Raw genomic sequence first — 20,322 nt, forward strand, 5'->3', positions numbered from 1 at the left:
CCGCGTGCGGCGGCGTGTCCACAGCCGGTGTGGGGATAACCCGCATCCGTCATGCGGGCTTGTTACACTGAAATTCGTTCCCCGCCTGCGGACATTTGCTGACATGAAGCCCGAGCTGCTGGTCCTCATCGCGCTGCGCGGCGACGCGCATCGCGAGATCGCCGCGTCGTTCGACGTGCGTTATGCCCCGACGCCCGATGCGCGCGAACGCGCGATCGCCGAACACGGCAGCACGATTCGTGCGGTGCTGACCAACGGCAGCACCGGGCTGACCGCCGCCGAGATCGACCGGCTGCCGCGGCTCACGTTCGTCAGCGCGCTCGGCGCGGGCTACGAGCACATCGACGTCGCGCATGCGAAGGCGCGCGGCATTGTCGTGGTCACGGGCGCCGGCACCAACGACGATTGCGTCGCCGATCACGCGTTCGCGCTGCTGCTCGCGGCGGTGCGCAACGTCGTGCAGCTCGATGCGAAGACCCGCGCGGGCGTATGGCGCGACGGGCTGTCGATGCCGCCGAACGTGTCGGGCAAGAAGCTCGGCATCGTCGGGCTCGGCAAGATCGGCGAGAAATGCGCGCGCCGCGCGGCCGGCTTCGACATCGAGATCGGTTATCACAACCGGTCGGAGAAGCCCGTGCCGTATCGCTATTTCGACCGGGTCGACGCGCTCGCGCAGTGGGCCGATTTCCTGATCGTCGCGACGCCGGGCGGCGCGGGCACGCGGCATCTGATCGATCGCACCGTGCTCGACGCGCTCGGCCCCGGCGGCTTTCTCGTCAACGTGTCGCGCGGCAGTGTTGTCGATACCGCTGCTTTGGCGGACGCGCTGCGCGAACGGCGCATCGCGGGCGCGGGGCTCGACGTGTACGAAGGCGAACCGGAGCCGCCGCGTGCGCTGACGGATCTCGACAGCGTCGTGCTCACGCCGCACATGGGCGGCTGGTCGCCCGAGGCGCTCGATCGTTCGGTGCGGCAGTTTCTCGACAACGCGGCGCGGCATTTCGCGGGGCAGCCGGTGTTGACGCCGGTGTGAGCGCCGCGCGGCGGCGTCGAATCAGTCCGCCTGCTTGCAGAATGTCCAGTAGAAATCCGGCAGGTTCGCCGGCTTGTCGGCATCGAGATCGATCCAGCCGAACTGGTGGTGCTCGTCGCTCAGCACGATGTCATGGCGATCGACCTCGCACTGGAAGCACACGATCAGTACGCGCTTGCCCGGCACGACCTCGCACGAGCGGCTGCCCACGTAGCGGATCGCCGACGCGACGATTCCGCATTCTTCCTCCACTTCGCGGGTGACCGCGTCTTCGAGCGATTCGCCCGCTTCGGGCCAGCCGCCCGGCAGCTCCCACTCGTCGCGGGGATTGCGCAGGAACAGGACGGAACGGCCATTGCGGACGATGGCTTTGGCGCTGAGAGGAATCATGGGGGCTCACCGTAGGCATTCGATTGCCGCAGCCTAGCGCAGGTGTTCCCTTCTTGCAGCGTTGCCCCCGCCCGCATCGACGCGGATGCGGGCGGGGGAGACGGCAGCGTCAGGCTGCCAGCCGGCGCACGGCTACGCGCCCGTCGATGATGACGCGAGCGGCACCGTCACCGACGTGCCGGCCGGATCGAGCGTCAGGCCCGTGCCGGGCGTCGGTCGCAGCGTCGCCTCGTAGTCGCTGGAGAGGACGACGAGCCCCAGCCGGTGGCCGGCTTCCAGCCGGTAGTCGCGCGGCATGAAGGTCAGCTTCAGGTCGTACGGCATGCCGGGCAGCACCGGTTGCGACACCCACTCGGACAGCCGGTTGCGCGGGTCGGTCCATGCGCGCGTGACGATCGTCGCCGTGCCGTCCGGCGCGCGGTCGACCAGCAGCGCCGTCACGTTCGCGACGCCCGTGAAGGTCAGCCTGACGTGCGCGGTCGCGGTGCCGGAGATGCGCGTGGCGGCTGTCAGCGGGGCCGTCTCGAAGCGGCTGCGGTTTTCGCCGGTCGGCGTGTTCGCCAGCGTGAGCGCGGGAATGCGCGCATCGTCGGTGAAGCGCGCGAGCGGGCCGCCGCTCGGCAGCCGCAGCAGCGTGCCGGTACCGGCGCCGTCGCCGCCCGCGAAGTACGTGACCGGCGTGGCGCGCCGCGCGGCCCAGTCGGCTTCCTTCAGCAGCGTGCCGTCCGCCTGCGCGATCACCGCGCGCGGATCCTGCTCGACGCCGTTGTCATAGCCGATCAGGTAGCGCGTGAACCAGCGGTTCACCTCCGCGGTCCACGCGTCGGCCATGCCCGGCACGCGGGTCGGATCGGTGTGCTTCAGGCGATGCAGCCACAGCTGGGTCGGCACGCCCTGGCGTCGCATCGCCAGATACCACGACGTCGACTGGTCGACGCGCACGTTGTCGTCGGTGAGGCCCTGCGCGACGAGCGCCGGCGCGACCGCGAACCCGGTCGGGATGTCGCGTGCGGCCCAGAACGGCGAATAGTCGCCGGTCTTGCGGTCTTCCTGCTGCAGTGCTTCGTCGATCAGGTGCGTGCAGCGCTCCGGATGCGCGTTGGTCAGCAGCGCCTTGATGTAGACGTCGACGTCCTCGCCCTGATAGCCTTCCGGCGCGCGCACGAGGCCGCCCGAGCGGTAGTAGCCGTACATGTTCGACAGCCCGGCGATCGGCACGATCGCGTCGAGCCCGCGCGTGCGCAGGCTGGCGACCATCTTCGGCAGCGTGCCGTCGTACGACACGCCGTACATGCCGACGTGGCCGGTCGACCAGTTCGCGACGACCGTCTTGCCGTTCGCGTCCTTCGCGGTCGCATCGCGGCCGAGCCAGCGGATCACCGACGCCATCGCGACCGATTCGTCGCGCGTCAGGATCGTCGGGCAGCCGTCCGAGCCGGCGGTGCCGAGCGAATCCGCATAGACGATCGTGAAGCCGCGCGGCACGAAATAGCTTTCGATCCACGAGCGGCCGGCGGCAGCCGCCTCGACCTGCTGCAGCATCCGCGATTGCGGCGCCGCGGCCAAGATGCGGGCGGACGCCGATGCCGCGGCACCGGCGGTCGCGGCCGGATGCGGCGTGCCGTCGAGTTCGACGTCGACGTCGTGATTGGGGCTGTCGGCGAGCCCGGCGTAATACGGGCTCGCGAGCACGATGACGGGCGTGCGCGCGCCGTTCGCGGTTTCGGACGGCCGCACGATGCGTACGTGGATGCGGTCGCGCGTGCCGTCGCCGTCGGAATCGACCGGCGTGTCGACCCACGCGTTTTCCTCGATCGTGCCGCCCGACAGCGACGGCTGCACCTGGCCGTTGCTGATCACCGGCTTGTAGCGTCCGCCGCTCGCCGGATTCGCGTACGGCACGCCGGACGGCGAAAAGCGCGACGCGAGCGATGGCGTATTGGCCGTGCCGGCCGCGGCGGAGGCCCCCTCCTGTTGGCCCTGCGCGAGCGCTGACACGCCCGCCACGCTGCCGCCGTCGTCGCCGCCGCACGCGGCGAGCGTCGCGGCCGCCACGAGCGCGGGCAGCCATGCGCGCCGCACTCCGGTTCGATGAATGTTCATTGAATCGACCTCGTCTCTTGTGTTTGTCTGGAACCGGCTGGCTCGCGATACGCCCCCTGCGGCCTGGCCGGGTGCTGCGTCGGATGAAGCGGAACTGCACCATCAAAAAACGGCGGGCGAGATGGATGAGCGTCTCGCCCGGTGCCGGCGCGGGTCAGGCGGCGTGCATCCGGCCGGCGTCGAGGCGAGTGCATCGCCCCGAACGGAAATCGTCAGTGCGGCGGTTCGCTGCGAATGCAGGACTGCGAATCAAATGCGGGCATGCCCGGGATTCCTTCAGGTTTCGAATGAAACGGAACGGCACGATGCAATGAGGCGGGAATGTTGCGAACGGCGGTGCTGCAACGGCAGGAAAGCGCGACGCGAGTCGGCACGCTGGCCGGATTGCTTTCCGGAAGCTTGCGCAAAAGTTATCTCAGCGAAATGCCCGTGTCAAACTTTTTTAGTTCGGGTCAAACAAAGTTTCGACGTGTGTGTTGCATGCACGCTCAACTTCCCGGCCATCCGTCCGTAAACAATGAAAAACGCGCTGAAAACGAGAGAGAGGGCAATGACGATTCCGGTCACGGCGGCGGGCGGCCTTACGCTCGCGCAAATGGCACAGGCGGCGCTCGACGGGCGTCAGACGACGGACGCGGCCGCGTCCGGCGCGCCGCAAGACGCGCCGATCGGCATCCGGGCAATCGACCCGGAAGCGATGCAGGCGGCGCTGACGAAACAGTTGTCGATGGTGGGCGACCTGTCGATGAAGCTGCGCGGCGTGACCGACGCGCTCGCGACGAGCCTGCGGGACATCGTCGCGAAGCGGCCGGACCTGGCCGATGCGCCATTCGATTTCATGACCGACGCCGGCCGGATCAAGGTGGTGTCGACGACGTTGACCGACAGCGACCGCGCATGGATCGAGTCGACGCTGAATGCGAACGCCGGCCTCGTGCTCGCGACGCGCGCGTTTCACGAGCAGGCCGTCGATATCGCCGCGCAGGGTGCGGCCGTGCGAGGCGATACGTTCACGGACAGCGATCGCGCGGCGGCGAGTCAGGGCGCCGACACGCGCTTTCACTTCATGAGCCTGCTCGACCGGTCGGTCGCGGACAACCCGCCGCCCGTGCCGCCCGGCGGGCACTTCACCACGCAGGACGGCACGACGCTGACGATCGCGCCGTCGGCCGGCAGCGCGCGCGGCACGCTCGCGTTGCTGGACGCCGCACGCCAGCTATCGTCGGGCACGTCGATCTTCGTCGACGCGTCCGGCAACAAGTCCCACGGCATGCGCGTGGAACTCGTCAACGTCGGCTTCGATGTGCTCGCCAGCTACACGCCGGACGGCGGCAACAGCGTCGGTTTCCACGAGATCGCGTAACGCCGCGCCAATCGAGCCGGCTGCGTCTACTCGTCGCGCAACGCTTCGGCGGGCCGCACCCGTGCGGCGCGCCAGCTCGGGTAGAGCGTCGCGACGCACGACATCAGGAACGCGGCCGATGCGATCTCGATCACGTCGAGCGCCGACAGCTTCGACGGCAGCGCGCTGAGGAAATACACGGACGGCGTCAGGAAGCGGATGCCGAGCAACTGCTCGATCGCCGGCAGCACCACCGGGATGCTCACCGCGATCGCGCAGCCGAGCGCGACGCCTGCCAGCGTGCCGGCGAGGCCGATCGTCATTCCCTGGATCGCGAAGATCTTCATGATCGAGCGGGGCGGCGCGCCGAGCGTGCGCAGGATCGCGATGTCGCCCTGCTTCTGCGTGACCGTCATCACGAGCGACGACACGAGGTTGAACGCGGCGACCGCGACGATCAGCATCAGGATCAGCGACAGCATGCGTTTCTGCAGCCGCTCGGCCTCGAACCACGTGCGGTTCTGCCGCGTCCAGTCGCGGATATACAGGTCGCCCGACAGCGTACGCGACAGCGCCAGCGCGACCTCCGGCGCACGCTGCAGATCGTCGACGCGCAGCCGGATACCGGTCGGCGCGGGCACGTTGAACAGTTGCTGCGCATCGCGGATGTGGATGTACGCGAGCGCGCTGTCGTACTGGTAGTGGCCCGACTCGAACGTGCCGACCACGTTGAACTGGCGGAACCGCGGCAGCGCGTCGCCCAGGCGCGCACGGTTGCCGGGCGCGAAGAACGTGATGCGGTCGCCGATCTTCACGTGCAGTGCATCGGCGAGCGCGGCGCCGAGCACGATGCCCATCTCGCCCGGCGCGAGCGCGTCGAGGCGCCCGGTCTTCAGCTTGCGCGCGATCTCGGACACGCGCGGCTCGAGCACGGGATCGATGCCGCGCAGCGCGACGCCCGTCACGTTGCCCGCGTTCGTCAGCAGCGCCTGCGCGTCGACGTAGGGTGCGACGGCACGCACCGCCGTGTTCTGTAACGATTCGTGTGCGGTCAGCCGCCAGTCGGGCATCGCGCCGGACGGCGAGAAGATTTCCACGTGCGCGAGCACCGACAGCATCCGGTCGCGCACCTCGGTGCGAAAGCCGTTCATCACCGACAGCACGACGATCAGCGCGGCCACGCCGAGCGCGATGCCGGCCATCGCGGCGCCGGCGATGAACGACACGAAGCCGTCGCCGGCCGAGCGCCGGCCGCCGCGCGCGTAGCGCAGCCCGATCTGCCATTCGAACGGGAGTTTCAAGCGGTTTCCTTTCATTTCGATTCGATCCTGCCGAGCCGCGCATTCTAGCGAACGTGGCGCGACCGTGTGCAGCCGTCGGGTCGCGACGGCCCGCGACCAGCCGATATCCGACCGCCTGCCGGGTCGGCGACGTATCGTGGACGGCGCCCGCGTGGGCCGCAACGGGTCGAAGCCGTGATGCTGCACGAGGACCGCTGGTTCCGGTGGCATCCGGGTTTCAATCCGTACGGGCTCGCGTGCGGCGCATGGATCACCTACGTGCGTGGCGGGCAGGACGCGATCGACCGTGCGCTGGTTGCGTCGCGTAACCGGCTGTATGCGCGCTGGCTGACGACGCATCCGGGCGATGCGTCGCTCAAGCCGCTGTCCGCGTTGCCGTTCGACGCGCCGCATGCGGTCGACCAGGCGCTCGCCGCGCGCAACGATACGTGCGACATGGGCGTGAAGGCGCGGGGCGGCCCCGCGAACTTCTTCGATCGCTCGATCGACGGGCAGGTGAACGGCACGCGCGCGCGGCGCTCGCCGGGCTCCACGCTCAAGCCGTTCGTCTATGCGCCCGGCTTCGACCGGGGCGTGCTGCATCCGGATTGCCGCGATGCCGGGCAGGTCGAAGGCGACCCGCCGCGCGTCACGTCGCCGCTACACGGCAGTCCGTATGCGATGCGCGTGAAGACCACCGACGAAACGTGCATCGCGTTCAACGCGACCGCCGATGCGAGCGCGCATGCGCTGTACGGGTTCGTCAACGATGCGTACGTCGGCCGCAGCGCACCGGCGACGCGTTGTTCTGGCAGCCGCGCACGGCCGGCAGCTATACGGTGCGGGTGGTCGACGATCACGGGCGCAGCGATCAGCGGCCGCCGGGAGTGGGGCTGAAGCAGTAAGCAGGCGCGGCCCGCTCGCGCCGGTTCAGACGCTGTAGCCGATCCTCAGCACACCCCACGGCCGTCCGCCGACGACGATCGGCGCGGACACGTCCTTCATCAGCGCGAACTGGCCGTTGCCCATGTCGCGCCGATAGGTCTGCAACAGGAACGGCTTGTCATGCGCCACGGACATGCGCGCCGTGCGGTCCGTGTAGATCCGGCGGTTCCGGCAATTCGCCGCGTTCCACGCGGCGTCCGAGCGCTGAGGCAGCGAGAACTTCCGGTTGTGGGTCGGCAGGTAGCACTGCCGGTCGAAGCTCGCGCAATAGACGATGCGTTCGTCGAGATCGAGCACCGGCTCCTGGACGGCCGGCAGCACGCGATCGGTGAACGCGGTGAAGCGCGTCATGAACTGCTGCGGGTCGGTGCCGGGAATCGGTTCGTAGTGCGCGTCGAAGAGCGCGTCGAGTGCGATGTCGCCGCGCCCGACCGCCTCCTCGAAGAGTTTGCCGATCGCGGCGGCCGTGCTGCGCGCGGCGTCGATCAGGCGCGTGTCGGGCGATTCGATACCGGTCGCGGCGGTGAGCTCGATCAGCGTCTCGGAGACGGAGAGCAGATTGCCGAGCCGGTCCTTGGCCTGCGAGAAGTTCTCGGCCGAGTTCTCGACGCCGGACGCCATCTCGCCCACCTGTTCGTCGAGACGATGGCACTGCGTCTCGATCTCGTCCGTCAGCGACGCGATCTGTTCGGCCTCGCCGGCGAGTTCGGTGATCGCGTGACCGGTCGCGTGCACGACCTCGCCGATCGTGCGCGTGCCCTCGCGCACGCGATGTGCGCGGGCGGCGTTGTCGGTGCCTTCCGCGAGCAGGTGTTCGGTCTGCTCGGCGAGCCGCGCGAGGGTCGTCTCGATCTGGGCCGTCGCCTGCCCGGTCTTCGCGGACAGGTTCTTGACCTCGGCCGCGACGACCGCGAAGCTGCGGCCCGACTCGCCGGCGCGCGCGGCCTCGATCGCGGCGTTCAGCGCGAGCAGGTGGGTCTGGCGCGCGATGACGGAGATTTCCTCGGACACGGCCCGCACGTGATCGAGTGCGTCACGCAGCGCGCCCATCTGGTCGCTGATCGTGGTGACGCCCTCGACGAGGCCGTGAATGTCGGCGAGCGAGGCCTCGATCGTCTGCTGTGACTGCCGGACCGCATTCGACGCATTGGCGCTGACGTCGCGCACCTGCTGCGCGGCCTCGGCGATCCGGTGGTTGCCGCGCAGCGTGAGGGCGGCCGATTCGCGCAGCGTGTGGCACACCTCCGCCTGTCGGGCGACGCGGGCCGCGACTTCCTCGACGTGACCCGACACGTCGCAGATCTCGATGCCCAGCCTGCCGGCCTGTTCGGCGATGTCGCCGACGAGCGCGCGCGACGAACGGCGGCCGCGGCCGATTCCGAAGAAGTTCACGTTGGTGGGTCTCCTTGAGGACATGCGCACCGGGTTCCCGGCGGATGGTGGGCGTGCGTTCCTGACTTGACGGCTGCACGGCCGCGGACTTGAGGTCGGGTAAACATCGAGATCGGCATCCCCGACGGCCGGACCGGCGCCGGGCGGGGCGCGTTTGCACCACGTTTGCGCCACGTTTGCCGTGGCGGCCGCGCGGCGGCGTGACGAGGGACGGGCGGCGCGTGGCGGCCGCCCGTCCACAGGCGCTGCGTCAGAACACGTGGTGAATGCCGGCGTTGACGCCGACCGTCGTGCCCGGCAGCCCGTACAGCGCGCCGCCCGTGATGCCGAGGCCGGTATTCATCGCGCCGTGGTTGTTGACGACGCCGACCTGCGCATACAGGCCGGTTCGCTTCGACAGGCTGTAGTCGGCGCCGATCGCGGCCAGCAGCGAATGATTGTGCGAGTCGTTGCGGTCGGTCGTGTACCACGCGCCGGTGTTCAGGTCGAGGGCCGGCGTGACGCGGTAGTCGAGGCCGGCGCTATACACGTTGTTGCTGAACGAGCCGGCGACCTTGTAGCTCGTGAACGACGCCTTGCCGGTCACCGGCCCGAACGTGTAGGCGGCACCGATCGTGCGGCCGACGAACGCGACCGTGCTCGGCACCGGCGTCGGGGACGTACCGCCGTTGCCGTCGTAGAGCGCCGCGTTGAGCATGAAACCGCCGTTCGTATAGGTGAGGCTGCCGGAATACTGGCGTCCCGCCTGGAAGTCGCCGGCCTTGCCGCCGAAGCCGAACATCGCGCTGGCCGTCAGCCCGGCGATGGTCGGGCTCGTGTACGAAATCGCGTTCGGGTTGAAGAGGCCCGTGACGAGCACGTTGTCGACGTACGGAACCAGCGCGGCGCCGAAGTGCGAGACGTTGCGCGGATCCGATCCGAGGATCGCGAGCACGAACGGCGAGAACTGCAGGCCGACCTTCGTTTCGCCGAAGCCGCCGTCGATTCCGACCCATGCCTGGCGGCCGAAGAAGTTGCCGTTCGAGTGGCCGAACGCGCCGTCCGTGATGTTGAAGCCGCTTTCCAGCTTGAATCGCGCGTGCAGCCCGCCGCCGAGATCCTCGGTGCCCGTGATGCCGAAGTTGGTCGGCGTCATGCCCGTGTCGGTCAGCGCGAACTGGCGTCCGGCGTTGCCGCCGGTCGCCGAATCCAACGAGCGGCTCGTATAGAGCAATGCGGCGTCGAGGTCGCCGTACAGCGTGACGCTGCTCTGCGCGAAACTGCTCGTGCTTGCCGCCGCGCCCAGCAGCGCCGCGCAAATCGTCCATGTCCTGCTCTTCATCGTCTGTCTCCGTTTTGTGAGTGTTGTAATACGCACAACTGATTAAACCTTCGTTGGCGGAAGCGCTGCGAGCCGCCTGCATGCCGTGCCGTCGGGAAACGCACGGCGATGCTTCTCGCCGGCGCGAACGCGGCCGCGAGCCCGGCGTGGGAAACGGGCCAGCGGCCGTGCTGCGACGCCGCGGTGAAGCGATACGCCCGCCGTGGCGGGCGGCGTTACATCGAACGGTTCAACTGCTCGAGGATGGCCGGGTTCTCGAGCGTGGACGTGTCCTGCGTGATCGCCTCGCCCTTCGCGAGCGAGCGCAGCAGGCGCCGCATGATCTTGCCCGAGCGCGTCTTCGGCAGGTTGTCGCCGAAGCGGATGTCCTTCGGCTTCGCGATCGGTCCGATCTGCTTGCCGACCCAGTCGCGCAGCGTCTTCGCGAGCGCCGCCGCTTCGTCGCCTTCCGGGCGCGAACGCTTCAGCACCACGAACGCCACGACCGCCTCGCCCGTCGTATCGTCCGGACGGCCGACCACCGCTGCCTCGGCCACGAGTTCATGCGACACCAGCGCCGACTCGATCTCCATCGTGCCGAGCCGGTGGCCCGACACGTTCAGCACGTCGTCGATCCGGCCCATGATCGTGAAGTAGCCGGTCTCCTTGTCGCGCACGGTGCCGTCGCCGGCCAGATAGAGCGTGCCGCCGAGCTCTTCCGGGTAGTAACTCTTCTTGAAACGCTCCGGATCGCCCCAGATCGTGCGGATCATCGCGGGCCACGGGCGCTTGACGACCAGAATGCCGCCTTGCCCGTTCGGCACGTCCTGCCCCGTCTCGTCGACCACCGCGGCCGTGATGCCCGGCAGCGGCAGCGTGCACGAACCCGGCACGGTCGGCGTGGCGCCCGGCAGCGGCGTGATCATGTGGCCGCCGGTCTCGGTCTGCCACCACGTATCGACGATCGGGCAGCGCTCGTGGCCGACGTGCTTGTGGTACCACATCCACGCTTCCGGATTGATCGGCTCGCCGACCGTGCCGATGATGCGCAGGCTCGACAGGTCATAGCTCTTCGGATGCACCTTGTCGTCGGCTTCGGCCGCCTTGATCAGCGAACGGATCGCGGTCGGCGCGGTGTAGAACACGGTGACCTTGTGATCGCCGATCATCTTCCAGAAGCGGCCGGCGTCCGGATACGTCGGCACGCCTTCGAACACGACCTGCGTGCCGCCGCATGCGAGCGGGCCGTAGGTGATGTACGTGTGGCCGGTGACCCAGCCGATGTCGGCCGTGCACCAGAACACGTCGTCGGGTTTCCAGTCGAAGGTCCACTTCATCGTCTGCGCGGCCCACAGCAGGTAGCCGCCCGTGCTGTGCTGCACGCCCTTCGGCTTGCCGGTCGAGCCCGACGTATACAGGATGAACAGCGGATGCTCGGCGCCGACCCAGGTCGGCTCGCAGCGGTCGGATTCGCCGTCCACCAACTCGTGCATCCACAGGTCGCGGCCTGCATGCCAGTCGATCTTGCCGCCGGTGCGGCGATAGACGATCACGCTCTTGACCGCTTCGCAGCCGCCCAGCGCGATCGCCTCGTCGGCGATGCTCTTGAGCGGCAGCGTCTTGCCGCCGCGCGCCTGCTCGTCGGCGGTGATCAGCGCGACCGCGCCGACGTCGACGAGCCGCTCGTTCAGCGATTTCGCGGAGAAGCCGCCGAACACGACCGAGTGGGTCGCGCCGATGCGCGCGCAGGCCTGCATCGCGACGATGCCTTCGATCGACATCGGAATGTAGATGACGACGCGATCGCCCTTGCCGATCCCGCGTTTCTTCAGCGCATTCGCGAAACGCGACACGCGCGCGAGGAGATCGGCATAGGTGACGCGGGTGACGGTGCCGTCGTCGGCCTCGAAGATCACCGCGACGCGCTCGCCGTGGCCGGCTTCGACGTGACGATCGAGACAGTTGTACGACGCGTTCAGCTCGCCGTCGTCGAACCAGGTGTAGAACGGCGCGTTGCGCTCGTCGAGCACCTTCGTGAACGGCTTGTGCCACGTGAGGCCTTCGCGCGCGAGACGCGCCCAGAAGCCTTCGTAATCCTGCTCGGCCTCGGCGACGAGCGCGCGGTAGGCCGGCATGCCGGAAATGGCCGCCGTCTTCTCGAGCGCCGCGGGCGGCGCGAACTGACGGGTTTCGTGAAGAACCGATTCGATCTTGGACAAGCGTGTCTCCATGCATTCATGTGATTCCTGACGGCGCTCGGGAAAACGCAACATGCGTGCCAGTCGCGTGACGGATGGGGGCATGCGGCGCAAGCCGCGACAGTCCGGCGTGTCGCGCCCGCTCCCGGCTAAGCGGCGGCATCGCGGACGGTAGCGCGATGCGGCGCGGCGTTCAGAAATGCAGCAGGTCGTGTTGCAGTCCTGAGCAGTCGGGGCGAGCCGGCAGGTGATCGTCCGGCACCGCCGCGTCAGGCGAGCAACGAGCGAAGTGCCGGTGCGTGCCTGAATTGCCGGATGCGTTCGAGCGCCGATACCTCGAGCTGACGAACGCGTTCGGCCGACAGGTTCAGTTGCCGGCCGATCTCGCGCAGCGAATACTCGTTGTCGACGTCGATGCCGTACCGCAGGCGCAGAATCCACGCTTCGCGTACCGGGAGGCTGTCGATCAGCTCGGCAACCGCCGCGCGCAACTGACCGGCGCTCGCGGCTTCTTCCGGCGTCGGCGCGTCGGCGTCGATCGTGACGTCGCACAACGTGAGGTCGTGATCGGGCGAAACCGGCAGGTCGGCGGAGATCGGCTCGCGCACGATGCTCATCAGCTCGCGCACCTTGTCGACCGGCAGTCGCATCTGCGGGGAGAGCGCTCGTGCGTCGGCGACGTCGCCGGTCCGTTGCCGATGGATGCGCGCGAGCCGTGACAGCTTGTTGAGCGAATCGACCGTATGTGCGGGCACGCGGATCGTGCGCCCCAGATCGGCGAGCGCATGCGTGATCGCCTGCCGGATCCACCACGTCGCATACGTCGAGAATTTGAAGCCGCGCCGGTGATCGTAGCGATCGACGGCCTTCATCAGGCCGATATTGCCTTCCTGGATCAGATCGGCGAACGGCAGGCCGCGGTCGGCATAGCGTTTGGCGACCGACACGACGAGCCGCAGATTGCTCTGGAACAGCTTCGTTCTCGCGGGCTGCATCGCGCGCTCGATCCGCGAGAGCCGCGCATCGAGCGCGATCGTGATGTCGAGCGGCAACGGAGACTGCGCCGCGAGGCGAGCGAGCGCGCCGCGCGCGTCGATCAGCGCCGGCGCGTGGCGGGCTAGGGTGGCGGCGCAGTCGGGATGCGCGGCGCTGCATGTGTGCAGCCATGCGCGTACGTCGTCGCAGGGCGCGAAGAGTTCGTGGCGCGCGGCATCGAGCGGGATGCCCGTGGCGACCAGCGTGTCGACGAGCCGTTTTTCGAGCGTGCGCGCCTGAGTCGCGCGCTCGCCGTTCGCTTGCCTGATACGCTCGATCGCGCGCGAGGTGAAGCGGATGCGGCCGGTCGACGCGGCCGCCTCGCGCAGCAGCGCCCGGTAAGCGGTGGACGCGAAGCCGTCCGCGTGCAATGCGTGCTGCATCGCCGATGCCGGTGCACCGGCGCGTTCGAGTGCTTCGACGACCGTATCGCGCCATGCGGGGCTGTCGAGGGCAAGGCCTGCGTCGTCGTCGGGCGCGGGTGAGGTCATGCTTGGATCGTCGGGTAACGTCGTCGGCACACTTGCGGCCGATTCGGCATCGCCGGCAAACCCCGTCACGTAAACCGACGCCGCCACCTTGCCGGCGCGGATGTCGTTCGCGATCGCCGCGACGGCGGCGAGTGCCGCCGGATCGCGGCTCAACGCGTCGATGCATGCCGCGCGGCCGCTTTCCAGACGAAGCGCGAGCGCGATCTCTTCGTCGCGTTCGAGCAGCGGCGTCGCGCTCATTTCCCGCAGATAGAGCCGGATCGGGTCGTTGGTCCGGCCCGCGAGCAGATCGTCGGCCGCGAGCGGCGTCGATGCGTCGGCGAGCGGCGACGCGACTTCCGTCACTTGCGCGAAATGACGGTCGAGCGTCCATGCGGTGTGCGCGCCGGCATGCTCGCGTACGTCGATGCCGAGCTCACGCAGCATCGACGCGGCGGCGTCCACATCCGCGCCGTCGGCCGCGTCGTCGGGCAACGCATCGGCGATTTCGCCGTGCGTCACGTAGCCGCGATCGATGCCGAGCGCGATCAGCGCATGCAGATGCGCGGCGCGGTCGGCGTGGGCGCCGCGACACGGCGACGGCGCGCCGTCGCGTTCGCGAGCGGGCCCGGCGTCAAGCGAGCTTGGCATAGACGTTGCACCAGCCTTCCGCGGCAACCGTCTTGCCCGCGAACATCGGGCACGTCCCGGAGGATTCGCCCGCGGCGGCCTTGTAGAAGCGGCAGTTCGCACACGTCTGGCCGGCCTGGTACTTCGGGAACTTGCCGGCGTCGACGGTCGTCGCCTTGGCGCGGTAGCCGAGCGTCTTCGCCGTCGCGTCGTTTTCGTCGACGGGGGGAGCGGCGGCGAATGCGCGCGTGCCGGCCGCGAGCGCGGCGCACAGGCCGGCGGCCTGCACGAAGAAGGTTCTGCGATGACGGGAGATCATGATGCGGTCCTGAATGAAATGAACGGAAAAAGCCCGGCCCGCGCGCCGGGCATGTTGCCCGGCGCGGCGGTCGATCGAAACGAAAGCGGGTGGAGCGGTTACTTGCGCGGCCCGGCGATCAGCGGCGCCTTCGACGCGTTGGCGATCTCGGCGGTCAGCTTGCTCTTCGACGCGTCGTAGCCGTTCGAATAAAGCAGGAACGCCATCAGATCCTCGTATTCCTGTGCGGTCATCTTGCCGGGGCGATCGGCCGGCATGTTGCTCGACATGTACAGGAAGATGCCGCCGACCGTGATGTGCGACTTGCCTTCGGGCGCGAACGATTCCCCGCTCAGCGCGGGTGCGGTATTGCCCTCGAGCTGGTCGCCGTGGCATTTCGCGCACGCATCGCCGTAGAGCTTCTTGCCGTGCTGCACCTGAGCCTGGTCGAACGACGGGACGCCGCTGCCTTCGCTCGTCGACACCTTGATGAAGCCGGTCCGCTGCGCGGACGCGATCGCGCCGTCGAGAAACCGGCCGGGCACGCGCGAGGCGGCGGCTTGCGCGATGCCGTCGGGCAGCGTCCAGCCGCGCGTGAGCGACGCGAGGCGGCCGTTGCCGCTCAGTTGCGACAGCGTGGCGTCGATGCGCTTTTGCAGCGCGTCCTTGCCCGGCCCGAACGCGAACGACAGTTGCCAGTCGGAGTACGGCGACGACGTCGCCGCCACCTGGAACCGTTGTTTCGGATGCGCACGCTCGTACGCGACGACGCTCGGATACCAGACGATCGCGCGTTGCGCGCGGCCCGCGGCGAGCGCGCCGATCGTTTTCTCGCTCGTGTTCTCGAGATCGAAGCGGGCATTCGTCTGCTGCGCGGCGATCAGCTGCGACGGGCTGCCGTAGGTGGCCGCGATCGTTTCCTTCGCGCCGGACGGCGCGGGTGCATCGCGCAGCGACACGCTGACGTAGCCGGAGCGCAGATAGCCCTGCGAGAACGTCATCTTCGATCCCGACGCATCGGCGATGGCCGAACGCGGGAAGCCGGCGATCACGTCGCAGTCGCGTTCGAGCGATTTCGTCAGTTCGCTGGCGGAGATGCCGTCGTCGTCGCCGTTGTCGTCGACGCCACGTGTGTTGAAGGTCGCGGCGATGCCCGCGGTGCGGAACACTTCGCGCGCGACGGCGCGATCGAGCGTGGTGGTCGGGCTGCCAGGCAGCGTGCAGATGCGCACGCCGGCCGATGCGGTTGCCGGTGTCAGCGCCACGCCCACGGCGAGCAGACTGGCGACGGCAACGGAAGTGAGACGAGTATTCATGGTCGTGTTTCCGGTTGAAGCGGGTGGGGCGTCGCGCCCGCATCGGGCGCATGCGGGCGCGACTCGGGCGTGGCGCCGGGTCAGTTCAGCGCGAACACGTAGAGCGTGCCGCCGCGCGGAACGTCCTTCGCGATGTCGGCCATCGGGCCGCCCCAGATCGGGTTCGCGCCGCCGTAGCCGGCGAGCACCGCGACATACTCCTTGCCGTCGACCTCGTACACCGACGGCTGCGAAATGATGCCGCTCGCCAGTTGCGGGCTTTCCCACAGCACCTTGCCGGTCGCCGTGTCGAACGCGTACAGATGGCCGTCGAGCGAGCCGCTGAACGCGAGACCGCTCGCCGTGGTCGCGACGCCGCCGTTCCACGGTTTCTTCGACCAGTGGCTCCACAGCTTCTTGCCGGTGTTCACGTCGATGGCCGTCAGCTCGCCGTAGCCTTCGCTGCCCGGTTCGGGCTTGATCTCGAAGCCTTCGCCGAGGTACGGCAGGCCTTCCATGTAGCTGACCGACTTGCCGGTCAGGCTCATGCACGCATGCAGCGCCGGCACGACCGCGATGTTGCGTTCCTGGTCGTACGAGATCGACCACCAGTTCTTGCCGCCGAGGAAGCTCGGGCACGTCTCGATCGTCGTGCCGGCCTTCGGGAACTTCGACGCGTCCTGGATCGGCTTGCCGTCTTCCGTGTAGCCGGTGACCGACAATGCCTTCACGAACGGCGTCGCGTAGATCAGCTTGCCGGTCGTGCGGTCGATCGCATGGAAGAAGCCGTTGCGGTCGGCGTGGATGATCGCGTCGTAGTCCTTGCCCTTGTACTTGATGTCCGCGAGGACGGCCGCGTTCACGCCGTCGTAGTCCCACGTGTCGTTGTTCGTGTACTGGTAGTGCCACTTCAGGTTGCCGCTCTTCGCATCGAGCGCGAGCAGCGAGTCGGAATACAGGTTGTCGCCCGGGCGCAGCGCCGCGAGCCACGGGCCGGGGTTGCCGACCCCCCAGTACAGCGTGCGCGACGCGGCGTCGTACGTGCCCGTGAGCCACGCGGCGCCGCCGCCATGGCTCTGCATGCCGTCGGGCCAGGTTTCCGCGCCCTTTTCGCCGGCGGCGGGGATCGTGTAGCGTTTCCAGACCTGCGAGCCGTCCTCCGGATTCAGCGCCGCGATGTAGCCGCGAATCCCGTATTCGCCGCCGGACGTGCCGACGACGATCGCGCCGTCGATCGCGAGCGGCGCGAGCGAGAACGCGTAGCCGAGGCCCGGCTCGAACATCTGCTTCTTCCACACGAGATTGCCGGTCTGCGCGTCGAGCGCCGCGACTTCGCCGTTCAGCATCGCGATGTAGACGTTCTTGCCGTACAGCGCGACGCCGCGGTTGACGACGTCGCAGCACGCGGTCTTGAACGAGGCCGCGCCGAGCTTCGGCTCGTATTTCCACAACTGCTTGCCGGTCTTCGCATCGAATGCGTAGACGTTGTCCTTCGGCGTCGTCACGAACAGATAGTTGCCGTTGACGATCGGCGTGGCCTCGAAGCCCTGCTTCAGGTCGGCCGGGAACTTGTACGCCCACACCTGCTTGAGATTCTTCGCGTTCGACGCGTCGATCTGCTTGAGCGGAGAATGCGAGCGGCCGTCGTAGGTGCGGTAGTAGGTCAGCCAGCCCGGGTCGCCGTGTGCATCGGTCAGGCGCTGGTAGGTCACGGCCGGGTAGTCCGCGGCCGCTTCGACGAGGCCGGGGTTCAGCGCGACGGCGGCCGCCACCGCGATTCCGATCGTCGCCAGCCGGCTCGCTGAAGCCGAGAGTTTCTTCATGGTTGTCTCCTGGGTCATTGTGGTCGCACCGCCGCGAACGTTGCGTCGCGCCGGCACGGTTGGGGTTTCCGGGCCGAGTGCCCTGCCCGTTACGCAAGTCGCATGCCATCGCGGCCGGAAGCCGGTACGGTGCGGCACACCGGCGCATCGCAGGCGATGCGTCGAGCGACGGCGTGCGCGGCGACGTCGACGCAGGTGTTGCATTCAGGTACACCGTCGCGCGTGAAGTGTTGCCAAACATGACAGGTGGCGCAGTCGGCCGGACAGCGGCGCGCCGGTCGCGCGCATCGCGTACCCGAGTGATGCGCGGCGCGGCGTGCACCGTTCGTGCTCGCGGTACTGGCACGGTTCTCGCACGCCGGCTTCGCGACAACCCGTCGCCGTGCGGTGCATCGCACGCGCCGGCGGAATAAAAGTGCGGAGACAACGGAATGATCAGGAGACCAAAGGCCGCCGGGTGGTACGGCGCGATGCGGCATGGCCGGCGTGCGCGATGCGTTGGCGTGACCGTTGGCACGTTGGCGCTGTTCGGTTTGCCGCCCGGCAGCGTGCGCGCGCAGCAGCCGGCGGACGGCGGCACGATTGCGCCGGCCGAGCCGCCGGCCGTCGTGCTGCCCGCGGTGGTCGTCGTCGGCACGACGCCGCTGCCCGGGATCGGCACGCCGCTGTCGAAGGTGCCGGCGAACGTGCAGACGGTGCGCGCGGCGGAACTCGACGCGCAGCACCGCGCGACGCTCGCCGATTTCTTCGCCGCGAACCTGCCGAGCGTGACGATCTCGGACGCACAGGGCAACCCGTATCAGGCGGACGTCAACTATCGCGGCTTCGCCGCGTCGCCGCTGCTCGGCACGCCGCAGGGGTTGTCGGTGTTCGTCGACGGCGTGCGCGTGAACGAGCCGTTCGGCGACGTCGTGAACTGGGACATCCTGCCCATGCAGGCGATCGACCGCGTGCAGCTGATTCCGGGCTCGAACCCGGTGTACGGGCTCAACACGCTCGGCGGTGCGCTCGCGATCACGACGAAGAACGGCAGGTCGAACCCGGGCGGCGAAGCGGAGGTGTCGGGCGGCTCATGGGGCCGCAAGACCGCCAGCGTCGAGCAGGGCGGCACGATCGGCTCGAACCTCGACTACTACGCGACCGCGAACGTCGCGAACGACGGCGGCTGGGCCGACCATAACGCGAGCCGCGTGCGGCAGGCGTTCGGCAAGCTGCGCTACACCGATGCGGACACGACGCTGTCGATTGCCGCGGGCGGCGCGGACAACACGCTGTCCGGCACCCAGACGATCCCGCGCTCGTTCCTCGACAACCGGAAGCAGGCGTATACGTATCCGGACCGTAACCGCAACAGCGCCGGCTACCTGACACTGTCGGGCGAGCGATTTTTCGGCGAGCACGTCGAGCTGAGCGGCAACGCGTACTACCGGCACCTGCGCAACACCAACACGAGCAGCAACAACAATACGGACTACGGATCGGTGGACGAGGACGGCGCGATCGACACGGTGCAGGGCAGCAATGCGCAATCGACGATCGTCACCGACAGCTACGGCGGCAGCGTGCAACTCACGCGGCTCGGCAAGCTCGGCGGGATGGCGAACCGGCTGGTCGCGGGCGTCTCGGCCGATGTCGCGAATTCGAGCTACGTCGCGTCGTCGCAGGACGCATCGTTTACCGATGCGCGCGCGGCGATCGGCATCGGCGATTTCGTTCCGCAGACCAGCGCGAAGACGCGCAATGCGAACGTCGGTGTGTACCTGAGCGATGCGCTGTCGCTGACGCCGCACTGGACGCTGACGCTGTCGGGCCGCTACGACTGGTCGAAAGCGCGGATCGGCGACGAGAGCGGCGTGCAGCCGCTGCTCGACGGCAGCCATGTGTTCTCGCGCTTCAACCCGGCCGTCGGACTCAACTGGAACCCGGTGCCGGGCTTGACCGCCTATGCGACGTACAACGAAGGCATGCGTTCGCCGACCGCGATCGAGCTCGCGTGCGCGGACCCGGCCGCGCCGTGTTCGCTGCCGAACGACTTCATCGCCGACCCGCCGCTCGAGCCGGTAATCTCGAAGACGTTCGAGGCCGGCATGCGCGGCCGCATCGGCGCGGCGACGACCTGGAGCGCCGCGGCCTACCGCACGACGCTGACCGACGATATCCAGTTCATCAGCAGCCCGGCCAGCGCGCAGGGCTACTTCCGCAACGTCGGCGATACGCGGCGGCAGGGTATCGAGCTCGCCGGCCGCACGCGGGTCGGCCCGCTCGGTGTCGGGCTGTCGTACAGCTATGTCGACGCAACCTACCGATCGTCGTGGACCGAACACAGCCCGGCGAATTCGACGGCCGGCGCGAACGGCAACGTGACGGTCAAGCCGGGCGATCGCATCCCCGGCATTCCCGCGCATACGGTGAAACTGCGGCTCGACTACGCGGCGACGCCCGCGTGGGACATCGGCGCGAACGTGACCTGGCGCGGCGGCGTGTATGCACGCGGCGACGAGAACAACGGGGACGTGAACGGCCGGCTTGCCGGCTACGTGCTGGTCGATCTCGACATGCGTTACCGGATCACGAAGCGGTTCGAGGTGTTCGCGAGCGTGACGAACCTGCTCGACAAGCGCTACGCGAGCTTCGGCGCACTCGGCCAGAATTTCTTCAACGGGCCGAACCATACATTCGACGGCGCCCGTCCGGTGAACGAACAGTTCGTCGGGCCGGGCGCGCCGCGCGGCGCGTGGGTCGGCGTGCGCTATGCGTGGGATTGAGCGGCGCACGATCGCGTGTGGCG

The 20,322-nt window shown here is 68.6% G+C and carries 14 protein-coding genes; 4 read left to right on the forward strand and 10 right to left on the reverse strand.

The annotated features are described in order from the left end of the window. Nucleotides 1-103: 103 nt before the first annotated feature. Complete coding sequence (locus tag DTA15_RS14995) at nt 104-1,033, forward strand: 2-hydroxyacid dehydrogenase (protein WP_006486136.1); 930 nt, start codon at nt 104-106, stop codon at nt 1,031-1,033. 21 nt (nt 1,034-1,054) lie between these two features. On the opposite strand, the gene DTA15_RS15000 is transcribed toward DTA15_RS14995, so the two are convergent. Together DTA15_RS15000 and DTA15_RS15005 are read right to left on the reverse strand one after the other, a co-directional pair. After that, on the reverse strand, nt 1,055-1,423 hold the full coding sequence (locus DTA15_RS15000; RefSeq protein WP_006486124.1) for an NUDIX domain-containing protein: 369 nt from the start codon (nt 1,421-1,423) through the stop codon (nt 1,055-1,057). A 132-nt stretch (nt 1,424-1,555) separates the two neighbouring features. Next, nucleotides 1,556-3,526 (reverse strand): Xaa-Pro dipeptidyl-peptidase, encoded by a 1,971-nt coding sequence (locus tag DTA15_RS15005; protein ID WP_006486123.1) that lies wholly within the window; start codon nt 3,524-3,526, stop codon nt 1,556-1,558. 550 nt (nt 3,527-4,076) lie between these two features. Here DTA15_RS15005 and DTA15_RS15010 point away from each other — a divergent pair. After that, on the forward strand, nt 4,077-4,889 hold the full coding sequence (locus tag DTA15_RS15010; RefSeq protein WP_006486126.1) for a hypothetical protein: 813 nt from the start codon (nt 4,077-4,079) through the stop codon (nt 4,887-4,889). Nucleotides 4,890-4,915: 26 nt separating this feature from the next. Here DTA15_RS15010 and DTA15_RS15015 read toward each other — a convergent pair whose 3' ends face one another. After that, nucleotides 4,916-6,184: a lipoprotein-releasing ABC transporter permease subunit gene (locus tag DTA15_RS15015; RefSeq protein WP_006493665.1), complete on the reverse strand. Its 1,269-nt coding sequence runs from the start codon at nt 6,182-6,184 to the stop codon at nt 4,916-4,918. A 162-nt stretch (nt 6,185-6,346) separates the two neighbouring features. Here DTA15_RS15015 and DTA15_RS15020 point away from each other — a divergent pair, with 162 nt between their 5' ends. Beyond that, nucleotides 6,347-7,045 carry a transpeptidase-transglycosylase gene (locus tag DTA15_RS15020; protein WP_227743170.1) on the forward strand — a complete coding sequence of 233 codons (699 nt, stop codon included), beginning with the start codon at nt 6,347-6,349 and terminating at the stop codon, nt 7,043-7,045. 33 nt (nt 7,046-7,078) lie between these two features. On the opposite strand, the gene DTA15_RS15025 is transcribed toward DTA15_RS15020, so the two are convergent. From DTA15_RS15025 to DTA15_RS15055, 7 genes are all read right to left on the reverse strand, one after another. Continuing rightward, on the reverse strand, nt 7,079-8,485 hold the full coding sequence (locus DTA15_RS15025; RefSeq protein WP_006486127.1) for a methyl-accepting chemotaxis protein: 1,407 nt from the start codon (nt 8,483-8,485) through the stop codon (nt 7,079-7,081). Nucleotides 8,486-8,735: 250 nt separating this feature from the next. Next, nucleotides 8,736-9,806 (reverse strand): porin, encoded by a 1,071-nt coding sequence (locus DTA15_RS15030; RefSeq protein WP_006486121.1) that lies wholly within the window; start codon nt 9,804-9,806, stop codon nt 8,736-8,738. A 215-nt stretch (nt 9,807-10,021) separates the two neighbouring features. Continuing rightward, on the reverse strand, nt 10,022-12,004 hold the full coding sequence (gene acs, locus DTA15_RS15035) for an acetate--CoA ligase (RefSeq protein ID WP_006486128.1): 1,983 nt from the start codon (nt 12,002-12,004) through the stop codon (nt 10,022-10,024). A gap of 248 nt (nt 12,005-12,252) precedes the next feature. Beyond that, on the reverse strand, nt 12,253-14,139 hold the full coding sequence (locus tag DTA15_RS15040) for a sigma-70 family RNA polymerase sigma factor (RefSeq protein ID WP_006486125.1): 1,887 nt from the start codon (nt 14,137-14,139) through the stop codon (nt 12,253-12,255). Next, entirely contained in the window at nt 14,123-14,437 is a 315-nt protein-coding gene (locus DTA15_RS15045; RefSeq protein ID WP_006486122.1) for a high-potential iron-sulfur protein, read from the reverse strand. The genes DTA15_RS15040 and DTA15_RS15045 overlap by 17 nt, the downstream gene beginning before the upstream one ends. A 98-nt stretch (nt 14,438-14,535) precedes the next feature. Beyond that, the gene (locus DTA15_RS15050; protein WP_006486133.1) at nt 14,536-15,732 is read right to left on the reverse strand and encodes a c-type cytochrome; all 1,197 of its coding nucleotides are present in this window, start codon (nt 15,730-15,732) and stop codon (nt 14,536-14,538) included. Nucleotides 15,733-15,812: 80 nt separating this feature from the next. After that, nucleotides 15,813-17,534, reverse strand: a complete 1,722-nt coding sequence (locus DTA15_RS15055) for a methanol/ethanol family PQQ-dependent dehydrogenase (RefSeq protein WP_006486135.1) — start codon at nt 17,532-17,534, stop codon at nt 15,813-15,815. 431 nt (nt 17,535-17,965) lie between these two features. Between DTA15_RS15055 and DTA15_RS15060 the strand changes: the two genes are divergently transcribed. After that, complete coding sequence (locus DTA15_RS15060) at nt 17,966-20,299, forward strand: TonB-dependent receptor (protein ID WP_006486137.1); 2,334 nt, start codon at nt 17,966-17,968, stop codon at nt 20,297-20,299. The last annotated feature ends 23 nt before the right edge of the window (nt 20,300-20,322 follow it).

Source organism: Burkholderia cenocepacia (assembly GCF_900446215.1).
Classification (GTDB): Bacteria; Pseudomonadota; Gammaproteobacteria; order Burkholderiales; family Burkholderiaceae; genus Burkholderia; species Burkholderia cenocepacia.